This window comes from Candidatus Nitrosopumilus sp. bin_6a (genome assembly GCF_054095695.1).
On record NZ_JBSWSR010000007.1, the window covers coordinates 23,621 to 40,147 of the forward strand.

Consider the following 16,527-nt stretch of genomic DNA (forward strand, 5'->3'; position numbering starts at 1 on the left):
TCCCCTCACCAGATATAAGAGATCTCTATTATAAACAAAAAAAGTTTGCAAAGTCAAATCAATCTATTACATATTAAAAATTATTAAGAAAGGAACATCTGAAACTGTTTTAACTGCAAGTTCTGAACCAATTCCAAGTTTAAGAGATAAAGATACAGTTTCTTTTCCAGCCATGTTAATTATTGATGAAGTTTTCAATAGAGATTCAGCTTCATCTTTCTCAACAAATCTTTCTCCGTAATAGCTTTCACTTATGTGCATAGTTAGTTCACCTTCAATGATTTTTTTTCCCAAAAGATCAACATCACAAATATTTAACATAGATTGGTTTTGGTAGTTAGTAGTTCGTACTGAGAATTGCATTACGCATATTTACCTTTCAAAGTAGATTTTGCTCCGCATGCCTCACAAATTAAAAATGATATTCTATTTTCTTTGAGGATTTTTGTATCAGGACTTTTACATGTTGGACATTCAAGATAATCCTTAACGTAGATTTGAAATAATCTTGTAAAATCATCAGGAGCTCTTCTACCTACAAACATAGCCTTATCCCCTAATCTTTCTGCTGGAACGGCAAATTCTTTTGAAAGGTATTGTAGAACTTTGTCTGGATCTCTTCGTAAAACCTTTGGGAATTCTGAGAAATTTCGTAAGAAAGTCTTTTGGCCTTCCCACATCACATCTACCACAGGAAGCTCAAATCGGGTTTGGGATTCTTTATCGGTATCACCCAGCTTGTCCTGAATACGTTTGAGTAGATTCTCGTAATCTGTTTTAGTCACTAAAAAATAATGTATGGTAGACCCTATATGGGTTTTGAAAAAGAGAATCGTGTGGACCTTGTTTGATGTCTAATCCATCTTTCCTATACGGAAGACGTTTGTACCACATGTTGGACACGTACCTTTTACAGCAGGACGTCCGTTCTTTAGAGTAGTTTCTTTGGGATCTTTAATGTCCCTTTTTGCTCTGCATTTTACGCAATATGCTTGAACCATTATGAAATTTGTCAAACTTGGTGGTATTTAGGCAGAGGCTGTGAAAATTATTTCACTATAGACTAGATGTGCGTAAATTTTTTTAGGCATCAAAAAATCAATTTTGTGTGTAATTTCAAATATCGGGATGGTTTTTTAGAAAAATATCAATAAGAAGCAGAAAAATGATGTTTTTTCAAAAATTTGTTTAGAAAACTAAGAACTTATCGATTATTATCAATTATAAACTCCTTATTAATGAAAAAACAAAATGGCGTCAAAAAAAGGAATAGTAGTAACAGTGATTATTTTAGCAGCAATAACGGGTGCGAGTTTTTTGCTATATGCTATTCCTCAGAATGATCCTACAACATTCATAGTAACTGACTATGAGAATTATTTGGACGGGGTAAAAAAAATCCATGAGGTTTTACAAGAATCAATCGAACTTGAATATCAAAACATGCAAAGTGGGAAAATATCCCCTCAAGAATATATTGCAATGACTGAAGTGACATCGTCTCAAGTAACTGCACAGATTAGTGAGTTTGTGACATCAAAACCATCAGAAGAATGGCAAACAAGTTATATCAATTACATGGATGCTTTAAAATCATTCAACTCGTACATTGTAGAAACCAAAGTTTTAGCCAGCATGATTGAAAATGAGAGTAATGAAGAGGAAATGAATAAAATTTTAGAAAAGATAGAATCTCTAAAAAAAGAGTCAGTAGAATTTGTCAAAATGTCTGACCAAACAAGGCCAGATTAGCCTCAATACCGAATTTTACTATTCATATTGGTTGGAAATCGTTAAAAAGCAATTATGTAACTAGAATTAGAATGTCTCATCAAAAAGGTAGAGTTGAAAAAGAGGTTAATGCATCTACCGCAAACAGATTACTAGTAATTTGTATTGATAGAGATAATGATGTAGGAGAAAAAACAGGAATTCTCACACCAGTAATTGGGAGAGATGCATGTATTGAAGCAGCTCAAAGATTAGCTTTGGAAGATCCAGAAGATGCAGATTCAAATTCCATTTTTGCGGCAATTAAAACATATGAAGATTTAGTCAGTAAAGGTTACCAAGTAGAAGTTGTAACTATTGCAGGAGTTAAGGATAGAGGAGTTCAGGCAGATGAAAAGATTCTTGTTGAAACAAGAAAAGTTTTAGAAAATTTTTCTGCAAACGGTGCAGTAATTGTATCAGATGGAGAAGATGATGAAAGTGTTATTCCTGTAATTCAAAATGTACTTCCAGTAGTTTCAGTACAACGAGTTGTAATGAAAGTAAGTAGAAGTGTAGAGTATTCTTATGCAGTATTTGGAAAATATCTTAAAATGCTTGTGTATGATTCAAAATATTCAAAATTCTTTTTAGGAGTTCCAGGAATTCTTTTGTTGATCGGAGGAGCAGCTACAGTGTTTGGATATACTGCAGAAATATTTGCAGTGCTTGTTAGTATTCTAGGTGGTGCATTTTTGATTAGAGCATTTGACATAGACAGAATATGGTCAAGATGGGCAAAACCAACACCCATGGGTTTTATCAGAATTTTTACTATGATAGCAGGAGTTTTACTTATTCTTTCGTCAGTTCCAGCTGGAGTTAGTACTGTAGATACAGAATTGATTGAAGCAGATACAGAATTGATTGCAAAAGTTACAAACAAAGTGATTGTTGGACAATTTGTATCAGGGGCATTACCAATTTTATGGATTGGTATGGGCGCAATCTTTGCTGGAACATTACTAAGTAATTGGATGGGAGGAATTCCAAGACAAATTAGTGACATTTTAAGAATTGTTGTTCTAGGTGCCCTTTATCCAACAATATTTCAATTCACAAATATCATGATAAACGATGAACCTTCACTTACTCTAATTCCCCCACTATTGGGAGGCTTGGCAGTAACATTGATTTCAGCCACAATTCTATTCAAAAAATATAGAAAACATAAAGATCAAGAGATGATTTCAGACTAATTTATTCTATGAATAATTATGTTAATATCTGAAAAACACTGATATCTTCAATCATGTATGAATTATCAAGTGGTGGTATGATATTAGCAAGATTAAAGATTTAGTTTTTCAATTATCGGGACTCTATAAGATCTATGGAAAAAGATTAGAAAGTGAAATTCAGAATGGAGATATTCCAAACCATGTCGCTTTAATTTTAGATGGCAATAGAAGATGGGCAAAAAGACATCTATCAATGCCAAAAAGTGGACATTGGAAAGGAGCTGATGCCGTAGAAAACCTTCTTGATTGGTGTGAAGAATTCGATATCAAAATTGTCACCTTATACGCACTTTCAGCAGAAAATCTCAACAGAGATGACGAGGAATTGAAATACCTCTATGAATTAATCCGTTTGCGATTAGAGAAATTACTCAATGATCCTCGAATCCATAAGAGTCAGATGAGAGTAAAAGGAATTGGAAGAATTGAATTACTTCCAGAATCCATCAAGAAAGTTCTAAAACAATTAGATGATGCAACAAAAGAATATGACAATCATTTTCTAAACATTGCACTTGCATATGGTGGACAAAACGAACTAGTTGATGCTGTAAAGAAAATTGGAGAGAAAATCAAAGAAGGATCATTGGATGTAAAAGACATTAACAAACAAGAAATTGAATCAAATCTATACACATCACATTTACCACAATCATCTCCAGACATGATATTAAGAACGTCAGGAGAAAAAAGATTAAGTGGATTTCTCATGTGGCAAAGTGCATATAGCGAATTAGTTTTCATGGATATTTTTTGGCCTGAATTTAGAAAAATAGATTTAATGCGGGCAATTAGGACTTATCAAGAGAGGAAAAGAAGACTAGGGAAATGATTGAAGAAACATCTGCAGGAATTGTATTATTTCGAAAAGAAGGTACAGGGAATTTATTTTTGCTTTTACATTATCCTTCAGGTCATTGGGACTTTGTAAAGGGGAAAATGGAAAAAGGCGAATCAATTAAAGAAACAGCAATTAGAGAAACACAAGAAGAGACCGGAATCACAGATATTGTTTTCTTAGAAAACTTTGAAGAATGGATTGAGTATAATTTTCAGTATCAGGGAGAATTAGTTCATAAAAAAGTTGTATTTTTCTTAGCTGAAACAAAAGAAACAGATGTCAAGATTTCACATGAACATCTTGATTATACATGGATGGATTACAATACTGCAATGGAAAAAACTACATTTGATAATGCAAAGACAGTTTTAACAAAAGCACAGATGTTACTTTCCAAAACTCTGTAGTTGTAATTCTTTTGCAACATCTACAGGGTTTTTAGCATTCAAAATTGTTCTTCCAACAATCAAGTAATTAGTCCCAGAGGAAATTACTTCATTTGCGTTTCCACCTTGGGTTCCTACACCAGGGGAGAAAATACTCAAATTTTTTCCTGCTTTTTTAGAACAAAATTGAATAATTTTTGGAAAAGTAGCTCCTACAACAATCCCATCAACCTTTGAAATAAGTGCCCAATCTAAAAACAATTGGTACAATTGTTGCTTTTTACCCATTTTGATTTCCATATCGTATGATAATTTGGCCTCAGGCGCACTCATGTGACATAATGTAATTACTCCTTTTCCATTTTTGTGAGCAGATTTTACAAGATTCTTTAGACTGTCAAGACCCATTATTGGATTTGCAATTACTGCGTCAAATCCCAAAGCCCATAAATTCTCAGATGTTACTCTATTGGTATTTCCAATATCATTAAGTTTGATATCTGCAATTGTTTGTAATCCATACTTGTGAGCTGTTTTGTTTATGTTTAGAATTTCTTTTCCACTCAAAGGTAAAAGTAAGTGGAAATTTAGTTTGATCCCGCAAAGAAATGGATGCAGTTGTTTGATATTTTGAATAGTTTTTGATTCTAAATTTTTTACAGAGGGATCATAATCATTGGCAAGAATGACTTTGCCATTAGTTTTTGAAATCTGTGAAAGTCTAGTTTTGAAGGTGGCCATAATCTACTAGTGGATGAGTGTCTTTTAATTTTATAATTTTGATATAAGAAAAACCGTGTTCAGAAGGATTTTCTACGAAAGTAGGTTGAGAGCTGTTTGAAGTTGTAAATTTCAAAAAGGGTTTTTGTGGATCAGAATCCAAGACAACATGACAAAAATAAGAGGTTCCTTCATCATTGAAATTCATAAAGACACCAATTAGCCATTTGTCATTATGCGGGAATAAGAACAATGGGAACGGAATTTCTTCAAAGCCCCAAGTGAGCTTTGCAAGACTAGACATATCTTCAAGTTGGATTGGTTGATATCTATCTAAAGTACCATTTCCAGGTTGGAGTGTTTTAGGGAGAGACTTTATTCTAACAATTGGAGAATACAGCTTGCTGGCATCAGAAGTTGTATCTACAATTTCAGATTCTTCTTTTCCTCCTTTTAGACCATAGCAAAGATAATGACCATTATTTTCTAGATGAGTGTAATAGACAATTGGTTTTTCTTTTAAAACATCCATTTGTACAGATAGAATTTTTTTTCCATCATAATCGTGTAAAAATGAAACGCGTGGAGCACGTTCTAATGCACAGACGAGCCTAGTAAATTCTAAAGTTGAATGAACTTGAATGTAGCGTGGTAATTTATCAGTAGTTTGTAACTTGTCCACAGGGATTACAAGTAGATTAACAAATTAAACTTATCCAAAAAAAAGGAGCCTAGATTCTTCTATCAACAACATCGTTGACAGCTGGACCAGTTCCAATAATTGTAACAGGCGTGTTTAATTCTTTTTCAATATTTGTGATGAATGCTTTTGCATCATCAGATAGTTCATCGTAAGAAGTTTTTCCCGCACAATCTGTAAAGAGTACATCTAGTTTGGTGATTGAAATTTGTGTTGCACTATTAAGCATGATTGCACGCCTAGCTAAATCAAAATCAAAATCTGCAGCTCTTCTTTGACGACCAGTGACAGTGCCAAATTCAGACCAGCCTTTTTTTTCTGCATCCTCAAGAGAAAGTTCTTTGTCAAGAGGTCCAGTTCCAACACGTGTAACATAAGATTTGAAAACAACAATTACTTCATCCACTTTAGTAGGACCAAGACCAATATCAGCACAAATTCCAGACGCAGTTACGTCTTTTGAGGTTACAAATGGATATGTTCCATGCCACAATGAAAGAAATGTACCTTGGGTTCCTTCTACTAAGACATTTTCATTTGCGTCAAGTGCAGAATTTACCTCTAATGAGACATCAGTGATTAATGGAGATAAAGAATCAAAATCTTTTGCAAGTTTTAAAACTCTCATTGCACGATCAGCATTTGCAGGACCTGTGCCTGAGCCCGTGCTTCCAATTTTTTCTTTTAATTCACCTTTTGAATCTCTGTTTAGATGAGTTTCTTCAATAATTCCACAATGTTTATCAATAAATGCACGACCCGTAACATCAAAATCTTGAATTTCCTTGTTGAGGACATCAGGGTTGATCACAACACCAGGTCCAATCATTACTTTAGCATTTTTATTTAAAAATCCACTAGGAAGCATTCTTACTTTGTACACTTTATCTCCATCTCTAATTGTATGTCCAGCATTCGGACCAGCTCCACCACGCACAATAATTTTTGGATTATCTTTGATTGCCAAATACGATATTATCTTTCCTTTGCCCTCATCGCCAAAAAATCCGCCAACAACAACAGTGGATGTCATGTTGTTCAACGTCTATTTCGTTTATTTAAGCTAAAGTATTTTCACATGATTTTATATTCAACAGTGATTCGTTTAGATCGATGGTTGGAGAAAACTTTGCAGGAAATATAATTATCAATTTGGCTAATTTGCCGGATTTTCTAAGAAATCCAATTTTAAAAAAGAGGATGATAGAATTCTTTTCATTATCAGAACCTGAAAAAATGGAAGTTATTAACAACGCATTAGAAGCAGGACCTACAATTCCTTTTCCTAACTTTTCAAAACTTTTCAAAACATGGCTTAAAATTTTAACATCATTAACAGAAGAACAAAGAGAAGGACTTTTTTCAGCTTATATCACCGAAGTTGCACGATCACCACAAAAACTAATCACTTTCAACATTGATGGAATATTAGAGATATTTTTGACATTGGAAGAAAACGAGAGAGACATACTTTCCAACACCATTAAAAAAATAATCAGTGATTTGGATGAAAATTCCAAAAAACGAATTATGTTAGTTATTCCAGAAAATGCTAAAAAGCATTTGAAATTTTAGGCATTTTTAGGTTCATCAGGCTTACGATTATCTTCATTTGTATAGTCAATCACTTCCCCTTCTGGAGACAGAACACCTACAAAGATTTTCTCATGTTTTTTTAATAATTTCCTATGATCTAGCATAGACATGTCTAATTTCATCTCATTCATGACCATAATTTGATATTCTTTCCATTCAGCCCAGCATTTGTTACATGTTGGGTACTTTGCAGCGACAACTCCTAATTCTTCGCTATCAGGAATAGAATTTTTGCATTTGGTACAAGTACGACTCATGAAAATTATGAATACTAAACTCCTTTTATCTTTTTTTGAATGTAAAATCTAGAATTCTTTACACTTTACCGTTTCTTATTACCACTATACTCAGAACATGGTAATACATGTCATACATAGAGAATAGAAGGAGTATTGAAGATTACCTAGATAGTATCAAGGAGAGAAGTAAAAAAAATCACATTGGTTCAATTCTAAATCAATTTAACATATTTTGCAAACAAAATTTCAACAAAACCCATCAAGAGGTTATAGATGATATCAAAGAAGAGATCACTAAAACAAATTCAAACGATAAAATCTATGTTTTATTCAACAAATACAAGGACTGGTTAGGTCAAGATCATCCAGAAATAACATACTATACAGGAAAATATTCCAAACATCAGAATACAATCAAGAAAAGACATCCAAACTCAATAAAGCAGTATATTTCTAAGATGAGAAACATCTTTGAAGAAGTAGGCAATATCGAAATAAACAATAGAGTTTTCAACAAAAGAGTAATGGTTGAATCGTATTGCGTTGGAAGTGCAAATGCGTCTTTTACTACAAACAATTCAAATCCTTTAAAGGAAATTCCCCCGAGAATCAATAAAAGAAAAACAGATGAAATTATAATTGATTTTTTGATATGTCCCAAAACTATTTTGTTAGAAAGTTTTTACTCTAGTGGTAATTTACTCAACATGAACCTGTTTTTTGAAACTTAACAAAATAAAAATAATTCCTAAAACAATTACTCCAATTGAAATTTTTTCAGCAGTAATTTCTGAAGATGTGTAGAAATGATAAACAAAATCAGGTCCCCACACAATCAAATTCTGAATTGGAACAATTGATGCTGAAATTAAAAAAATTACTCCAAAAGCAGTTAGAACATTTGGCTTGTAGGATTTTAAAGAAAACATGGTCTTTTAGGATACCTTGACTACTGTTGCAAGCGTTTGTTGTAGCATTATATCTTTGGAGAATTTTTTTGAAATCTTTTTCATCAATTCTTGTTTTGATTCTACAATCTCTGCATATGTTGGTTCAAGGTATGCTTGTTCCATACCTTATATTCAACTCCATCCTATTTTAATGTCATAAATTTGGTCAATCTAGTGCTAATTTGAGTATATTTTATGAGTTTCAATTATAATTTTAGCACTATGCATTAATTTGAATTTTTTTTATATGCTATAATCTCTCATGTTGAATTAATGCCTCATATTGTATTTAATCAAAGAATTAATCTAAATGAATTTCAAAATGACTTCAATCCTATTTTTCAAAAAGAACCCATACTGATTAAAGTTCAAACTATTTTTGTTGATAAAGATAATTTGACTGCATTATTGCCCTCTATTGTAATCTCAGAATTACATCAGGAATTTTTAATTGAAATTTCTACTAGACAAGAAAAAACTACTATTCGATTGTATCCTGGAACTGATCCTGAAAAAACAGATGGTGTAAAAACTGCAATGGCATTGTTAGCTAAACAAATCATGAAACTGCATCCAGATTATGAAGTTACAAAAACTAATCTCTCTGACTATCTAACCTTGGTGATGGAAAATTGAGTAATTTTAGCATGCAAAGATGTTCAGTATTACCGCAAGAGAAAATTTTTGATATTAGTATAGATGTTGAAAATTTTCATGAAATAATGCCTAATCATTTTAAATCTTTAGACATCATTGAAGAAAATAAATATGGAATGATTGTAAATGAAAAAATAAATTTCCTAGGAATGAATTTGAACGTAAAAACCAAACATGTAATAATTTACCCAAACATTCACGAAGTTCACATTCTTAGCGGACCTACAAAGGGAACATCTTTCATAGAATCTTATGTTTCATCTGGAAATGGAACTGTAATTACAATTAACGTGAATCTAAAATTTAATGGAATTCTTAAATATTTTCCATTTTTACATGGAATTCTTGCACAAAAAATGAGTAAAACTATGGATATATTCATCAGATCAGCAGAAGCAAGTTCAATAAAGGTAACTCCTCAAAAATAGTCTCTCTTATTTCTAAAAAATTATTGTTTAATTATTTGATTTTTAAAAACTCTATTTCCAATTTTGGAACTAATCAAAATTGTTATTAATAAATGTGAAAAATTTTTCACGTGTTTTCTGAAGAAACATTCTCTAGACTATATGACTTTATCATAAACGGGAATTTCGAAAAATCCTTTGAAATTTTCACAGATTATGCAATTGTATCAGAAAATCATGATTTTGAGGATGTTCTAGATCGAATTATTATCAATATTAACGAGAATTATCAAAATGAAAAAATCAATGATGCAACTTTACATGTTTCTCAAATAATTTGTCAGACCCTTAAAAAAATGATTTCTGAAAATCAAACTTTCTTGTAATCAATTAAAGAGTAGGTCCTACTCTCCGAACTAATTGGAACTAATCCTTTTGGATATGGTTCAAAGATGGTCTGAGAAATAATTGATTTTACCTCAAATCTCAAGGCCCAGGAATACAAGAGAGCACTTACTTGGGATGGAAGTACTAATCCCTGCGCAAAGTCTCTAATCATCTCTCCAAAATACTCTTTTTCAGGTAAGGTGAGTTTGTCTTCTAGAAGGGAATAGATGTAGACATAGGTACTATTTAGAGCATCAGCTGATGGGATTCTGTTGAGAATATCATATACAGATGCAATGAATTTTTCCTCAAAACCATCTTGGGAGAATAATGAAAGCATCTCCTGTAATCTTTTTGGACCTGATTCATCATAACACATGAAGAGCATCTCATTGTCATTACAATATTGCATAAGGGAATCTTTTGATTGAAGTGATTCACGAAGTCGTGTCATTGTATAAACACGGGTAAGAAATGAATCTCTTAATACAGGATTTCTCAGTCTTGCTTCATCTTCTACAATTATGTATGGGAATTTTTTAAGAACCATCTCAGTGAATATGCCCGTTGTTTGATCATAGCCTACTGCCTTTCCGATTTTATCATAGAGTTTTACGTTCCTTACACCGCAAGTTGGAGAAGAATGTTTTAGAATAAATCCATCCAGTTCTTCAAGACTATCTAGGAACTCTTTTGAAAACTCATTCATTTTTTTGGTAAGGTTTTCACCGCTGGATGGTTGATACAAATTTTTTTCACCGCCAATCTTCACTAATCTAATTGGAGGTCGGGGATTTCCCAAACCAATTCCCATCTCAGGACATACTGGAACAAAATCAACATGATATTTTAGTTTTCTAACAAAATCATTTCCGATCATCTTGCCATCATACCTGCAATTCTCAAACTCTAAACATTTACTGACTCCTAGAATTGGTTTGGTCATTGTATTCAAACTATTATGTTGTTTTATTATTTAACTCGTGGTAAAATTAGTTTATAGTGCTAATTTTAGCACTAGCAGAAAATCATCTGGACCTTTTTAACTATTGTTTGGCTTTTTCCTTTTATGAAAAATAATCCAGACATTCTGATAGTATTTTACACAAGAAGAGGCAATACTGCAAAGATGGCAGAAGCCATTGCTGCAGGAGCAAAAGAAAGTGGCGCAAACATCAAATTTCTCAGAATTGCAGATGACATTCCAATGGAAATTGTAGAAAAAGATGAAAATTGGCTTCAAATTCATAATGATTTAGAGAAAAAGTATCCAACATCTGATGAGTTTTCTATTGTAAAGGAGATGCCAAATGCTGATGCAATTGTATTTGGTTCGCCTACAAGATTTGGAAATATGGCACATGAGATGAAAAAGATGTGGGATCTTAGTACTGAATTGTGGTTTACAGGAAAATTAATTGGAAAAGTTGGAGGAGTATTTACTGGAGCATCTAGTGTTCATGGCGGACAAGAAGTAACTGCCCTTTCTATGATGATGCCAATGCTTCATCAAGGAATGGTTATTGTGGGGCCCTCATATGACACAAAGGAGTTACACGAAAGCGGAAGCCCATATGGACCAAGTACTATTGTTGGACCAAACAGTGACCAAATCAAAGAAGTTGATTTAGTTGTAGCAAGGGCATTTGGTTCAAAGATTGCAAAGATTGCAGCAAAATTAGCCGATTAAAATGAAAGTTGGTTATGCATGTCAAAATAGATTATTATCTGCAAATACAAATAATACTTTTAGAATAGCATCCTACTCTGAATCTAAAATAAAGAGTACTATTGAAAAAAATTTCAATGATCTCTTTGAGATTCTTGAATATAACATACAAAACAAAATTCTGTTTTTTAGAATTGGTTCTAGTTTTATTCCCTTTGCCTCCCATCCTATTTGTAAGTTTGATTGGAAAAAGCATTATGCAAATGATTTTGCCAAAGCTGGAAAGATAATCAAAAAAAATAAGATAAGAGTCTCCATGCATCCAGGACAGTTTGTTGTATTGAACTCTAAAAGAAAAGAGGTCATAGATTCTAGTATAAGGGAACTAGAATATCATGCAAGATTACTTGATTTAATGAATCTAGATTATACTGCCAAGATTCAAATCCATATTGGTTTTCCTCAGGGTCACAAGGAAAAGGCAAAAACAGATTTTGTAATGAATTTTGACAAACTATCCGATTCTGTCAAAAAAAGACTTGTAATTGAGAATGATGAGCATTATTTCGGAGTAGATGATTGCATAGAGATTTCACAAAAACTAGAAATTCCAATCGTCTTTGACACATTTCATTATTCGATTCTGAATAATGGCAAACCTCTTGCAGAGATTTTTGATAGTATTTCTAAAACTTGGATGCATAAAGATGGGCTCCCAATGCTAGATTATAGCTCTCAAGACCCTGAAGGTAGGTTGGGAAAACACTGCCCAGAAATTGATGTAAAAGATTTTCTAGATACCATGTCCAATCTTTCAGGAAAAGAGTTTGACTTGATGTTAGAGATAAAAAACAAGGAAAAAAGTGCAATTAAGGTTCTAGAATTAATCTAATTACTTTCGACTCGTATACCCGCAATTATAACACTCGTACCTGACATCTCCCATTTTTAGGTCTGGTTTTCTTTTTAGAACCGTGACATTCTGATGACATTTTTTACAAACACCATTTGGAAAGTTACTATCATCCATTTCTATGATGCAACCAAGATTTGCTTTGCGAGTTCTTCACTAAGTGACTGGTATTCTTCAAATAAGATTGATTTAATTCCGTATCTTTTAGCAGCATCTACATTTTCCTGTTTGTCATCAATGAATACTATCTGATGTTCTGATAGTTTTTCCTTAATATATGAGAAAATTTTAGGATCAGGTTTTGCAAGTTTAATCTGGTCAGAAAAAAATACATGGTCAAACTCATCAATCCATTGTTTTGGCAGAATTCTCCTTGTTTCTGGTGTTATGTTTGATAGTATCCCAATATCAAACCCCTGTTTTTTTATAGATCGTGCAAGATTTAGTACCTTGGTATCTAGAATAGATCTTTTTAGAAAAGTTTGAGATATAATCTCATGATTAATTTTTACCCCATCACTTATCTTATTCCAAAATTGCTCCTCTGAAATTTTTCCTATGAACAATTCAGAAATATTTGCATTAAACTTGTCTTTGATTTCTTCAAATGGAATATCTAATTCATGAGATATCTCATCAAAGAGCCACTCATCTTTCCATTGGAGCAATACTCCGCCTACATCAAATAGTATAACATTCTTCATCAAGGGATTTTCCCACTCATATCAAATAAGCAATATCCCGTAATGTTGAGATTACCACTAGGAACACGACTCAACATCTTGATGCTAAATATTTTCTAAGGTTTGGCTTTCCATCAAAACACGTATGACATATTCCATCAATTCTGCTTACATTTGTGGTGTATCTTCTACAAAAACAGCACTCGAATTCGGCCATGTATGTAATTGGTTTTTTTGATATTTATTAAAATAAATTAAAATTTGCTAGTGGTAACTAGTTGAATTGATTGAAAAAATCAAGCATCTGGTAGGTACTTGGTACCTGTTACTTTTTCGTATTCATCCATCAGTCCCATTAGTTCTCTTTCACAGTTTTCAGTAGGATTAAAATTTTCATCAGTGATTTGCATGTATCCCTCTGTTGCCATTATTCCAAAGCATTGTTGTACCTTTGATTCAATAATTGCTCTTAATCCGGATTCAGTTGGAGTATAAAATGCACCAACTAGTACAAATGACACAATAATTGCAAAAATAATGATTGCAACTATAATTACTCCAACAAATACCTTCATAGATTTTCTATGTAACTAATCCCATCTTAAGCTTATTGGAGTTTATTAGAAAAGAGGAACTACAAAGGATTAATGTACTCAAAAGCAATCAGAGTTTTAAAAAAAGATCCAAAGATGAAAAAGATTGTAGATGCAGTAGGTCCCTGCACAATAAGGACTATTCCAAATCCCTTTGAGGCAATAATTGATGCAATTATTACTCAACAAATCTCTGATAGTGCAGGAAAAGCAATTTCTAAGAGATTTAGGGAATTATTTGGAAAAGAATTTCCAACACCATTTCAAGTAGTAAAGTTTTCCAATGCTAGACTAAAGTCAGCAGGTTTATCAAAGATGAAGGCAGATTACATTTTAGATATTTCAAAAAAGGTAATCAAAGGTGAGTTAGATTTTGATTCTTTTGAAGATATGGCTGATGAGGATGTAATAGAGGAACTCGTCAAAATTCGAGGAATTGGCAGGTGGACTGCAGAGATGTATCTTATTTTTGGGCTTGGAAGAATGGATGTTTTTCCTCTGGGGGACCTTGGACTGATAAATGGAATAAAGAAATTGTATAATCTGGATGATCCCCCAATAGAAAAAATTGAGATTATAGGAAAAAAATGGAGTCCATACAGAACTATTGGAACCTGGTACATCTGGAGAGGCGTCAAAAACTTTCAATATGTCTAGTTGGCATTAGTGTTAGTGGCTTTACTGTTTTTGATCTAGTGTTTGCAAAGAAAGGATCTTCAGGTTTTGGTTCTACTCCAAAATGTTTTGTCCATTTCTCCCGATATACTTCAATTGCCCGGAAACACTCTGGAGTGATAAAGGCATAGTAATTCCATTTTTTGATTCCTCCAAAAAATCCCGATTTCTCTTTGGCTAACTTTTCTTCAAATTCTTTTTTTACTCTGTCAATATCTTCAATATTCTCAACTTCATTAGGTAATTTGTCTAGGAGATTACTTTCACTATCTGCAATTCCATGAATTATTGCCATATTTTTGATACGTAATTTATCAAAAAAGGATTTCCCAATACGCTTAACTTCATAACATGGCTAGTATTCTCCTGGAACAAACTGAACTAGACCAAATACAACTAAAAATTGAAGACCTGATATTCAGATGGACTCGAGCTGGGCTCCAATCATTCCATCAATGAAAGATAGTATAGAGAGAGTGACTAAAGACCCTGAATTACGAGAGTATTTTTGGGAAAAACTACGGCCTAAATTTTATCCGTAAACAAATGCTAAATTACCAACTTAGACCATGTTTGGAGACAGTCTATTCTCTAAATCTGAAAACAGCTAATGTTAGTCAACCTTTTGAATGTAAAACAATAATAATTATCATAAATCTATGTTGGCATGAAGATAAAATGCCCAAAATGTAAAGAGGATGCAGAATTGGCAATGGACTATTCAGTTGTAAAATGTGGATCTTGTGATTTGGATATGAGTTATGGAGAATATGTAAAATTTGTGGCCCATAACGAATCAAAATATTCAGACATATTAGGAGACTATGCAAGCAGTACAGAAGGTCATACTTCAGGGTCATTAGATGAATGGGATTAACAAAATAGTGTAATCATTCATCAGATTAAAATAATTAGTTGAACAGATTTCTATTCATCATTGGAATTTTTGTTAGAAAATATTCTTAATTTGGTAGGATTTTTGGTTGGACTTGCTATAGGAATAATGTCATATATTGGATTTAGGAATACAGGAAGTCCAACATTATTTCGATTAACGATTGCATTTTTTTCAATTAGTTTAGGATTTTTTGTTATTTGGACGGGATACATGGTAGAAGATTTTGTAACAAAATCGGGAAATATTGAAAGATGGATTCAGACTTTAGGAATTGCAATACAAACTGTAGGATATTTTTTCATTGCATTTTCACACAGCATAAAATCATTTTTTCCAAAATCTAGTTATTTTAGATCAGTGGGTATATTTCCTTTATTCTTAGTATCTTCTGTTCAGTTAGAACATATTTTCAGATCCGTTTCATTTATCTTGTTAGCATATGGTGCCATTGAAACAATGTTATCATATTTGGAAAATAGGAATAAAGGAGCAATTTCAGTTTCTGTAGGATTGGGACTTTTAGCATTGGGTGAATTTTTGGGATGGTACTCATTTGTATTTCCAGAATCAATTCTATATCCTGCATCAATGATAATCAAAATTGGTGGATTGGTAGCACTATTCATTCCAGTAAGCAAAGTACCTTTGACCAAAATAAAATTTGATGAAGATTTTGGCGAAAATTAAATAGGCTCAAAATTTGGAGAATTTGAGAATTTGTCAAATTCTTTTATCTTTTTAGTATATTGGAAAATATCAACCCTCTCTCATAGAAATTAAAATAATTATTCATAGAAAGATGGCAGAATACAGAACACATATGAAAATTATTGGAGATATTTTAGCAACAACTAGAGATGATTTACAAGATGAGGATGGAGCATCAGTTACTTATCTAATTAGAAAAGCAAACATTTCACATTCCAGAATTTCATCAATATTGAAAACCTTGGTATCACAAGGTCTTTTAGAAAAAGTAGATAATCAAGGATCAAATAAATACAAAATAAGTGAAAATGGAAGAGAATTCTTACAAGCATATTATGCATTTACAAACTTTGCAGATAATTTTGGATTAAGTATCTAATCAGATTCTTCATCAGATTCATCAGATTCTTCAAAATCATCATCAAAATCATCTTCAAAATCAGTATCTTCATAATCAGTAGAGGACATATCTCTCAAGTAAAATCACAAACTGT

28 protein-coding genes are annotated in these 16,527 nt (G+C 32.5%); 15 read left to right on the forward strand and 13 right to left on the reverse strand.

Annotation, left to right across the window (positions count from 1 at the left end; all coding sequences use genetic code 11):
- Positions 1–66: 66 nt before the first annotated feature.
- The 3 genes from ACW9XA_RS07965 to ACW9XA_RS07975 form a co-directional block, all read right to left on the reverse strand.
- Positions 67–363: a DUF424 domain-containing protein gene (locus ACW9XA_RS07965; RefSeq protein WP_300323426.1), complete on the reverse strand. Its 297-nt coding sequence runs from the start codon at positions 361–363 to the stop codon at positions 67–69.
- Positions 363–785, reverse strand: coding sequence for a translation initiation factor IF-2 subunit beta (locus tag ACW9XA_RS07970; RefSeq protein ID WP_016940216.1), 423 nt, complete (start codon positions 783–785; stop codon positions 363–365). Before ACW9XA_RS07970 ends, ACW9XA_RS07965 begins: the two co-directional genes overlap by 1 nt.
- Positions 786–854: 69 nt before the next feature.
- Complete coding sequence (locus ACW9XA_RS07975; protein ID WP_300323430.1) at positions 855–1,001, reverse strand: DUF5679 domain-containing protein; 147 nt, start codon at positions 999–1,001, stop codon at positions 855–857.
- A 250-nt stretch (positions 1,002–1,251) separates the two neighbouring features.
- Here ACW9XA_RS07975 and ACW9XA_RS07980 point away from each other — a divergent pair, with 250 nt between their 5' ends.
- The 4 genes from ACW9XA_RS07980 to ACW9XA_RS07995 all read left to right on the forward strand — a co-directional run bounded on the left by ACW9XA_RS07980 (position 1,252) and on the right by ACW9XA_RS07995 (position 4,259).
- Positions 1,252–1,752, forward strand: coding sequence for a hypothetical protein (locus tag ACW9XA_RS07980; protein WP_300323433.1), 501 nt, complete (start codon positions 1,252–1,254; stop codon positions 1,750–1,752).
- A gap of 71 nt (positions 1,753–1,823) precedes the next feature.
- Positions 1,824–2,969: a DUF373 family protein gene (locus ACW9XA_RS07985; protein WP_300323436.1), complete on the forward strand. Its 1,146-nt coding sequence runs from the start codon at positions 1,824–1,826 to the stop codon at positions 2,967–2,969.
- A gap of 172 nt (positions 2,970–3,141) precedes the next feature.
- Positions 3,142–3,843: a polyprenyl diphosphate synthase gene (uppS, locus tag ACW9XA_RS07990; protein ID WP_457763879.1), complete on the forward strand. Its 702-nt coding sequence runs from the start codon at positions 3,142–3,144 to the stop codon at positions 3,841–3,843.
- Positions 3,840–4,259 carry a bis(5'-nucleosyl)-tetraphosphatase gene (locus ACW9XA_RS07995; RefSeq protein ID WP_300323439.1) on the forward strand — a complete coding sequence of 140 codons (420 nt, stop codon included), beginning with the start codon at positions 3,840–3,842 and terminating at the stop codon, positions 4,257–4,259. Before uppS ends, ACW9XA_RS07995 begins: the two co-directional genes overlap by 4 nt.
- Here the strand turns inward: ACW9XA_RS07995 and ACW9XA_RS08000 are convergent.
- The 3 genes from ACW9XA_RS08000 to ACW9XA_RS08010 are packed head-to-tail and all read right to left on the reverse strand — an operon-like array spanning position 4,239 to position 6,691.
- A complete protein-coding gene (locus tag ACW9XA_RS08000; RefSeq protein ID WP_457763821.1) occupies positions 4,239–4,979 on the reverse strand; it encodes an orotidine 5'-phosphate decarboxylase in 741 nt (246 codons plus the stop codon). The genes ACW9XA_RS07995 and ACW9XA_RS08000 overlap by 21 nt on opposite strands.
- A complete protein-coding gene (locus ACW9XA_RS08005) occupies positions 4,960–5,640 on the reverse strand; it encodes a hypothetical protein (protein WP_457763822.1) in 681 nt (226 codons plus the stop codon). The genes ACW9XA_RS08000 and ACW9XA_RS08005 overlap by 20 nt, the downstream gene beginning before the upstream one ends.
- A 49-nt stretch (positions 5,641–5,689) precedes the next feature.
- Entirely contained in the window at positions 5,690–6,691 is a 1,002-nt protein-coding gene (locus ACW9XA_RS08010) for an adenylosuccinate synthetase (protein WP_457763823.1), read from the reverse strand.
- 80 nt (positions 6,692–6,771) lie between these two features.
- On the opposite strand from ACW9XA_RS08010, the gene ACW9XA_RS08015 reads away from it, so the two are divergent.
- A complete protein-coding gene (locus ACW9XA_RS08015; RefSeq protein WP_457763824.1) occupies positions 6,772–7,233 on the forward strand; it encodes a hypothetical protein in 462 nt (153 codons plus the stop codon).
- On the opposite strand, the gene ACW9XA_RS08020 is transcribed toward ACW9XA_RS08015, so the two are convergent.
- Complete coding sequence (locus ACW9XA_RS08020; RefSeq protein WP_457763825.1) at positions 7,230–7,511, reverse strand: Fe(2+)-trafficking protein; 282 nt, start codon at positions 7,509–7,511, stop codon at positions 7,230–7,232. The two genes, ACW9XA_RS08015 and ACW9XA_RS08020, sit on opposite strands and share 4 nt — an antisense overlap.
- Positions 7,512–7,618: 107 nt before the next feature.
- On the opposite strand from ACW9XA_RS08020, the gene ACW9XA_RS08025 reads away from it, so the two are divergent.
- Positions 7,619–8,224 carry a hypothetical protein gene (locus ACW9XA_RS08025; protein WP_457763826.1) on the forward strand — a complete coding sequence of 202 codons (606 nt, stop codon included), beginning with the start codon at positions 7,619–7,621 and terminating at the stop codon, positions 8,222–8,224.
- Here the strand turns inward: ACW9XA_RS08025 and ACW9XA_RS08030 are convergent.
- Both ACW9XA_RS08030 and ACW9XA_RS08035 read right to left on the reverse strand, forming a co-directional pair.
- Positions 8,192–8,422, reverse strand: a complete 231-nt coding sequence (locus ACW9XA_RS08030) for a hypothetical protein (RefSeq protein ID WP_457763827.1) — start codon at positions 8,420–8,422, stop codon at positions 8,192–8,194. The two genes, ACW9XA_RS08025 and ACW9XA_RS08030, sit on opposite strands and share 33 nt — an antisense overlap.
- A gap of 6 nt (positions 8,423–8,428) precedes the next feature.
- Positions 8,429–8,566 (reverse strand): hypothetical protein, encoded by a 138-nt coding sequence (locus ACW9XA_RS08035; RefSeq protein ID WP_457763828.1) that lies wholly within the window; start codon positions 8,564–8,566, stop codon positions 8,429–8,431.
- A 150-nt stretch (positions 8,567–8,716) separates the two neighbouring features.
- Between ACW9XA_RS08035 and ACW9XA_RS08040 the strand changes: the two genes are divergently transcribed.
- The 3 genes from ACW9XA_RS08040 (at position 8,717) to ACW9XA_RS08050 (ending at position 9,893) form a co-directional block, all read left to right on the forward strand.
- The gene (locus tag ACW9XA_RS08040; protein WP_457763829.1) at positions 8,717–9,079 is read left to right on the forward strand and encodes a hypothetical protein; all 363 of its coding nucleotides are present in this window, start codon (positions 8,717–8,719) and stop codon (positions 9,077–9,079) included.
- Positions 9,076–9,528: a hypothetical protein gene (locus ACW9XA_RS08045; protein WP_457763830.1), complete on the forward strand. Its 453-nt coding sequence runs from the start codon at positions 9,076–9,078 to the stop codon at positions 9,526–9,528. The genes ACW9XA_RS08040 and ACW9XA_RS08045 overlap by 4 nt, the downstream gene beginning before the upstream one ends.
- A 110-nt stretch (positions 9,529–9,638) precedes the next feature.
- Positions 9,639–9,893, forward strand: coding sequence for a hypothetical protein (locus tag ACW9XA_RS08050; RefSeq protein WP_457763831.1), 255 nt, complete (start codon positions 9,639–9,641; stop codon positions 9,891–9,893).
- Here ACW9XA_RS08050 and ACW9XA_RS08055 read toward each other — a convergent pair.
- Entirely contained in the window at positions 9,878–10,840 is a 963-nt protein-coding gene (locus tag ACW9XA_RS08055) for a DUF523 and DUF1722 domain-containing protein (RefSeq protein WP_457763832.1), read from the reverse strand. The genes ACW9XA_RS08050 and ACW9XA_RS08055 overlap by 16 nt on opposite strands.
- A 123-nt stretch (positions 10,841–10,963) precedes the next feature.
- Between ACW9XA_RS08055 and wrbA the strand changes: the two genes are divergently transcribed.
- Positions 10,964–11,584, forward strand: a complete 621-nt coding sequence (gene wrbA, locus ACW9XA_RS08060; protein ID WP_457763833.1) for an NAD(P)H:quinone oxidoreductase — start codon at positions 10,964–10,966, stop codon at positions 11,582–11,584.
- A gap of 1 nt (position 11,585) precedes the next feature.
- Positions 11,586–12,455 (forward strand): UV DNA damage repair endonuclease UvsE, encoded by an 870-nt coding sequence (gene uvsE, locus ACW9XA_RS08065; protein WP_457763834.1) that lies wholly within the window; start codon positions 11,586–11,588, stop codon positions 12,453–12,455.
- A 140-nt stretch (positions 12,456–12,595) separates the two neighbouring features.
- Here uvsE and ACW9XA_RS08070 read toward each other — a convergent pair whose 3' ends face one another.
- Together ACW9XA_RS08070 and ACW9XA_RS08075 are read right to left on the reverse strand one after the other, a co-directional pair.
- Positions 12,596–13,180, reverse strand: coding sequence for an HAD family hydrolase (locus ACW9XA_RS08070; RefSeq protein ID WP_457763835.1), 585 nt, complete (start codon positions 13,178–13,180; stop codon positions 12,596–12,598).
- Between the two features lie 275 nt (positions 13,181–13,455).
- Positions 13,456–13,734, reverse strand: coding sequence for a hypothetical protein (locus ACW9XA_RS08075; protein ID WP_457763836.1), 279 nt, complete (start codon positions 13,732–13,734; stop codon positions 13,456–13,458).
- 72 nt (positions 13,735–13,806) lie between these two features.
- On the opposite strand from ACW9XA_RS08075, the gene ACW9XA_RS08080 reads away from it, so the two are divergent.
- Positions 13,807–14,409, forward strand: coding sequence for a DNA-3-methyladenine glycosylase family protein (locus ACW9XA_RS08080; RefSeq protein WP_457763837.1), 603 nt, complete (start codon positions 13,807–13,809; stop codon positions 14,407–14,409).
- On the opposite strand, the gene ACW9XA_RS08085 is transcribed toward ACW9XA_RS08080, so the two are convergent.
- Positions 14,387–14,722 carry a hypothetical protein gene (locus tag ACW9XA_RS08085; protein ID WP_457763838.1) on the reverse strand — a complete coding sequence of 112 codons (336 nt, stop codon included), beginning with the start codon at positions 14,720–14,722 and terminating at the stop codon, positions 14,387–14,389. The genes ACW9XA_RS08080 and ACW9XA_RS08085 overlap by 23 nt on opposite strands.
- A gap of 372 nt (positions 14,723–15,094) precedes the next feature.
- On the opposite strand from ACW9XA_RS08085, the gene ACW9XA_RS08090 reads away from it, so the two are divergent.
- The 3 genes from ACW9XA_RS08090 to ACW9XA_RS08100 all read left to right on the forward strand — a co-directional run bounded on the left by ACW9XA_RS08090 (position 15,095) and on the right by ACW9XA_RS08100 (position 16,412).
- Positions 15,095–15,304 carry a hypothetical protein gene (locus tag ACW9XA_RS08090; protein ID WP_457763839.1) on the forward strand — a complete coding sequence of 70 codons (210 nt, stop codon included), beginning with the start codon at positions 15,095–15,097 and terminating at the stop codon, positions 15,302–15,304.
- A 60-nt stretch (positions 15,305–15,364) separates the two neighbouring features.
- On the forward strand, positions 15,365–16,012 hold the full coding sequence (locus ACW9XA_RS08095; protein WP_457763840.1) for a hypothetical protein: 648 nt from the start codon (positions 15,365–15,367) through the stop codon (positions 16,010–16,012).
- Between the two features lie 112 nt (positions 16,013–16,124).
- Complete coding sequence (locus tag ACW9XA_RS08100; protein ID WP_457763841.1) at positions 16,125–16,412, forward strand: winged helix-turn-helix domain-containing protein; 288 nt, start codon at positions 16,125–16,127, stop codon at positions 16,410–16,412.
- Positions 16,413–16,527: the final 115 nt, after the last annotated feature.

Excerpts from the sequence above, each read along its gene's own strand:
- ACW9XA_RS07965 (WP_300323426.1), bottom strand. The coding sequence starts at position 363 with ATGCAATTCTCAGTACGAACTACTAACTACCAAAACCAATCTATGTTA.
- ACW9XA_RS07975 (WP_300323430.1), bottom strand. The coding sequence starts at position 1,001 with ATGGTTCAAGCATATTGCGTAAAATGCAGAGCAAAAAGGGACATTAAA.
- ACW9XA_RS07980 (WP_300323433.1), top strand. The coding sequence starts at position 1,252 with ATGGCGTCAAAAAAAGGAATAGTAGTAACAGTGATTATTTTAGCAGCA.
- ACW9XA_RS07985 (WP_300323436.1), top strand. The coding sequence starts at position 1,824 with ATGTCTCATCAAAAAGGTAGAGTTGAAAAAGAGGTTAATGCATCTACC.
- ACW9XA_RS07995 (WP_300323439.1), top strand. The coding sequence starts at position 3,840 with ATGATTGAAGAAACATCTGCAGGAATTGTATTATTTCGAAAAGAAGGT.
- ACW9XA_RS08000 (WP_457763821.1), bottom strand. The coding sequence starts at position 4,979 with ATGGCCACCTTCAAAACTAGACTTTCACAGATTTCAAAAACTAATGGC.
- ACW9XA_RS08010 (WP_457763823.1), bottom strand. The coding sequence starts at position 6,691 with ATGACATCCACTGTTGTTGTTGGCGGATTTTTTGGCGATGAGGGCAAA.
- ACW9XA_RS08015 (WP_457763824.1), top strand. The coding sequence starts at position 6,772 with ATGGTTGGAGAAAACTTTGCAGGAAATATAATTATCAATTTGGCTAAT.
- ACW9XA_RS08020 (WP_457763825.1), bottom strand. The coding sequence starts at position 7,511 with ATGAGTCGTACTTGTACCAAATGCAAAAATTCTATTCCTGATAGCGAA.
- ACW9XA_RS08025 (WP_457763826.1), top strand. The coding sequence starts at position 7,619 with ATGTCATACATAGAGAATAGAAGGAGTATTGAAGATTACCTAGATAGT.
- ACW9XA_RS08030 (WP_457763827.1), bottom strand. The coding sequence starts at position 8,422 with ATGTTTTCTTTAAAATCCTACAAGCCAAATGTTCTAACTGCTTTTGGA.
- ACW9XA_RS08035 (WP_457763828.1), bottom strand. The coding sequence starts at position 8,566 with ATGGAACAAGCATACCTTGAACCAACATATGCAGAGATTGTAGAATCA.
- ACW9XA_RS08040 (WP_457763829.1), top strand. The coding sequence starts at position 8,717 with ATGCCTCATATTGTATTTAATCAAAGAATTAATCTAAATGAATTTCAA.
- ACW9XA_RS08055 (WP_457763832.1), bottom strand. The coding sequence starts at position 10,840 with ATGACCAAACCAATTCTAGGAGTCAGTAAATGTTTAGAGTTTGAGAAT.
- wrbA (WP_457763833.1), top strand. The coding sequence starts at position 10,964 with ATGAAAAATAATCCAGACATTCTGATAGTATTTTACACAAGAAGAGGC.
- uvsE (WP_457763834.1), top strand. The coding sequence starts at position 11,586 with ATGAAAGTTGGTTATGCATGTCAAAATAGATTATTATCTGCAAATACA.
- ACW9XA_RS08070 (WP_457763835.1), bottom strand. The coding sequence starts at position 13,180 with ATGAAGAATGTTATACTATTTGATGTAGGCGGAGTATTGCTCCAATGG.
- ACW9XA_RS08075 (WP_457763836.1), bottom strand. The coding sequence starts at position 13,734 with ATGAAGGTATTTGTTGGAGTAATTATAGTTGCAATCATTATTTTTGCA.
- ACW9XA_RS08080 (WP_457763837.1), top strand. The coding sequence starts at position 13,807 with ATGTACTCAAAAGCAATCAGAGTTTTAAAAAAAGATCCAAAGATGAAA.
- ACW9XA_RS08085 (WP_457763838.1), bottom strand. The coding sequence starts at position 14,722 with ATGGCAATAATTCATGGAATTGCAGATAGTGAAAGTAATCTCCTAGAC.
- ACW9XA_RS08090 (WP_457763839.1), top strand. The coding sequence starts at position 15,095 with ATGAAGATAAAATGCCCAAAATGTAAAGAGGATGCAGAATTGGCAATG.
- ACW9XA_RS08100 (WP_457763841.1), top strand. The coding sequence starts at position 16,125 with ATGGCAGAATACAGAACACATATGAAAATTATTGGAGATATTTTAGCA.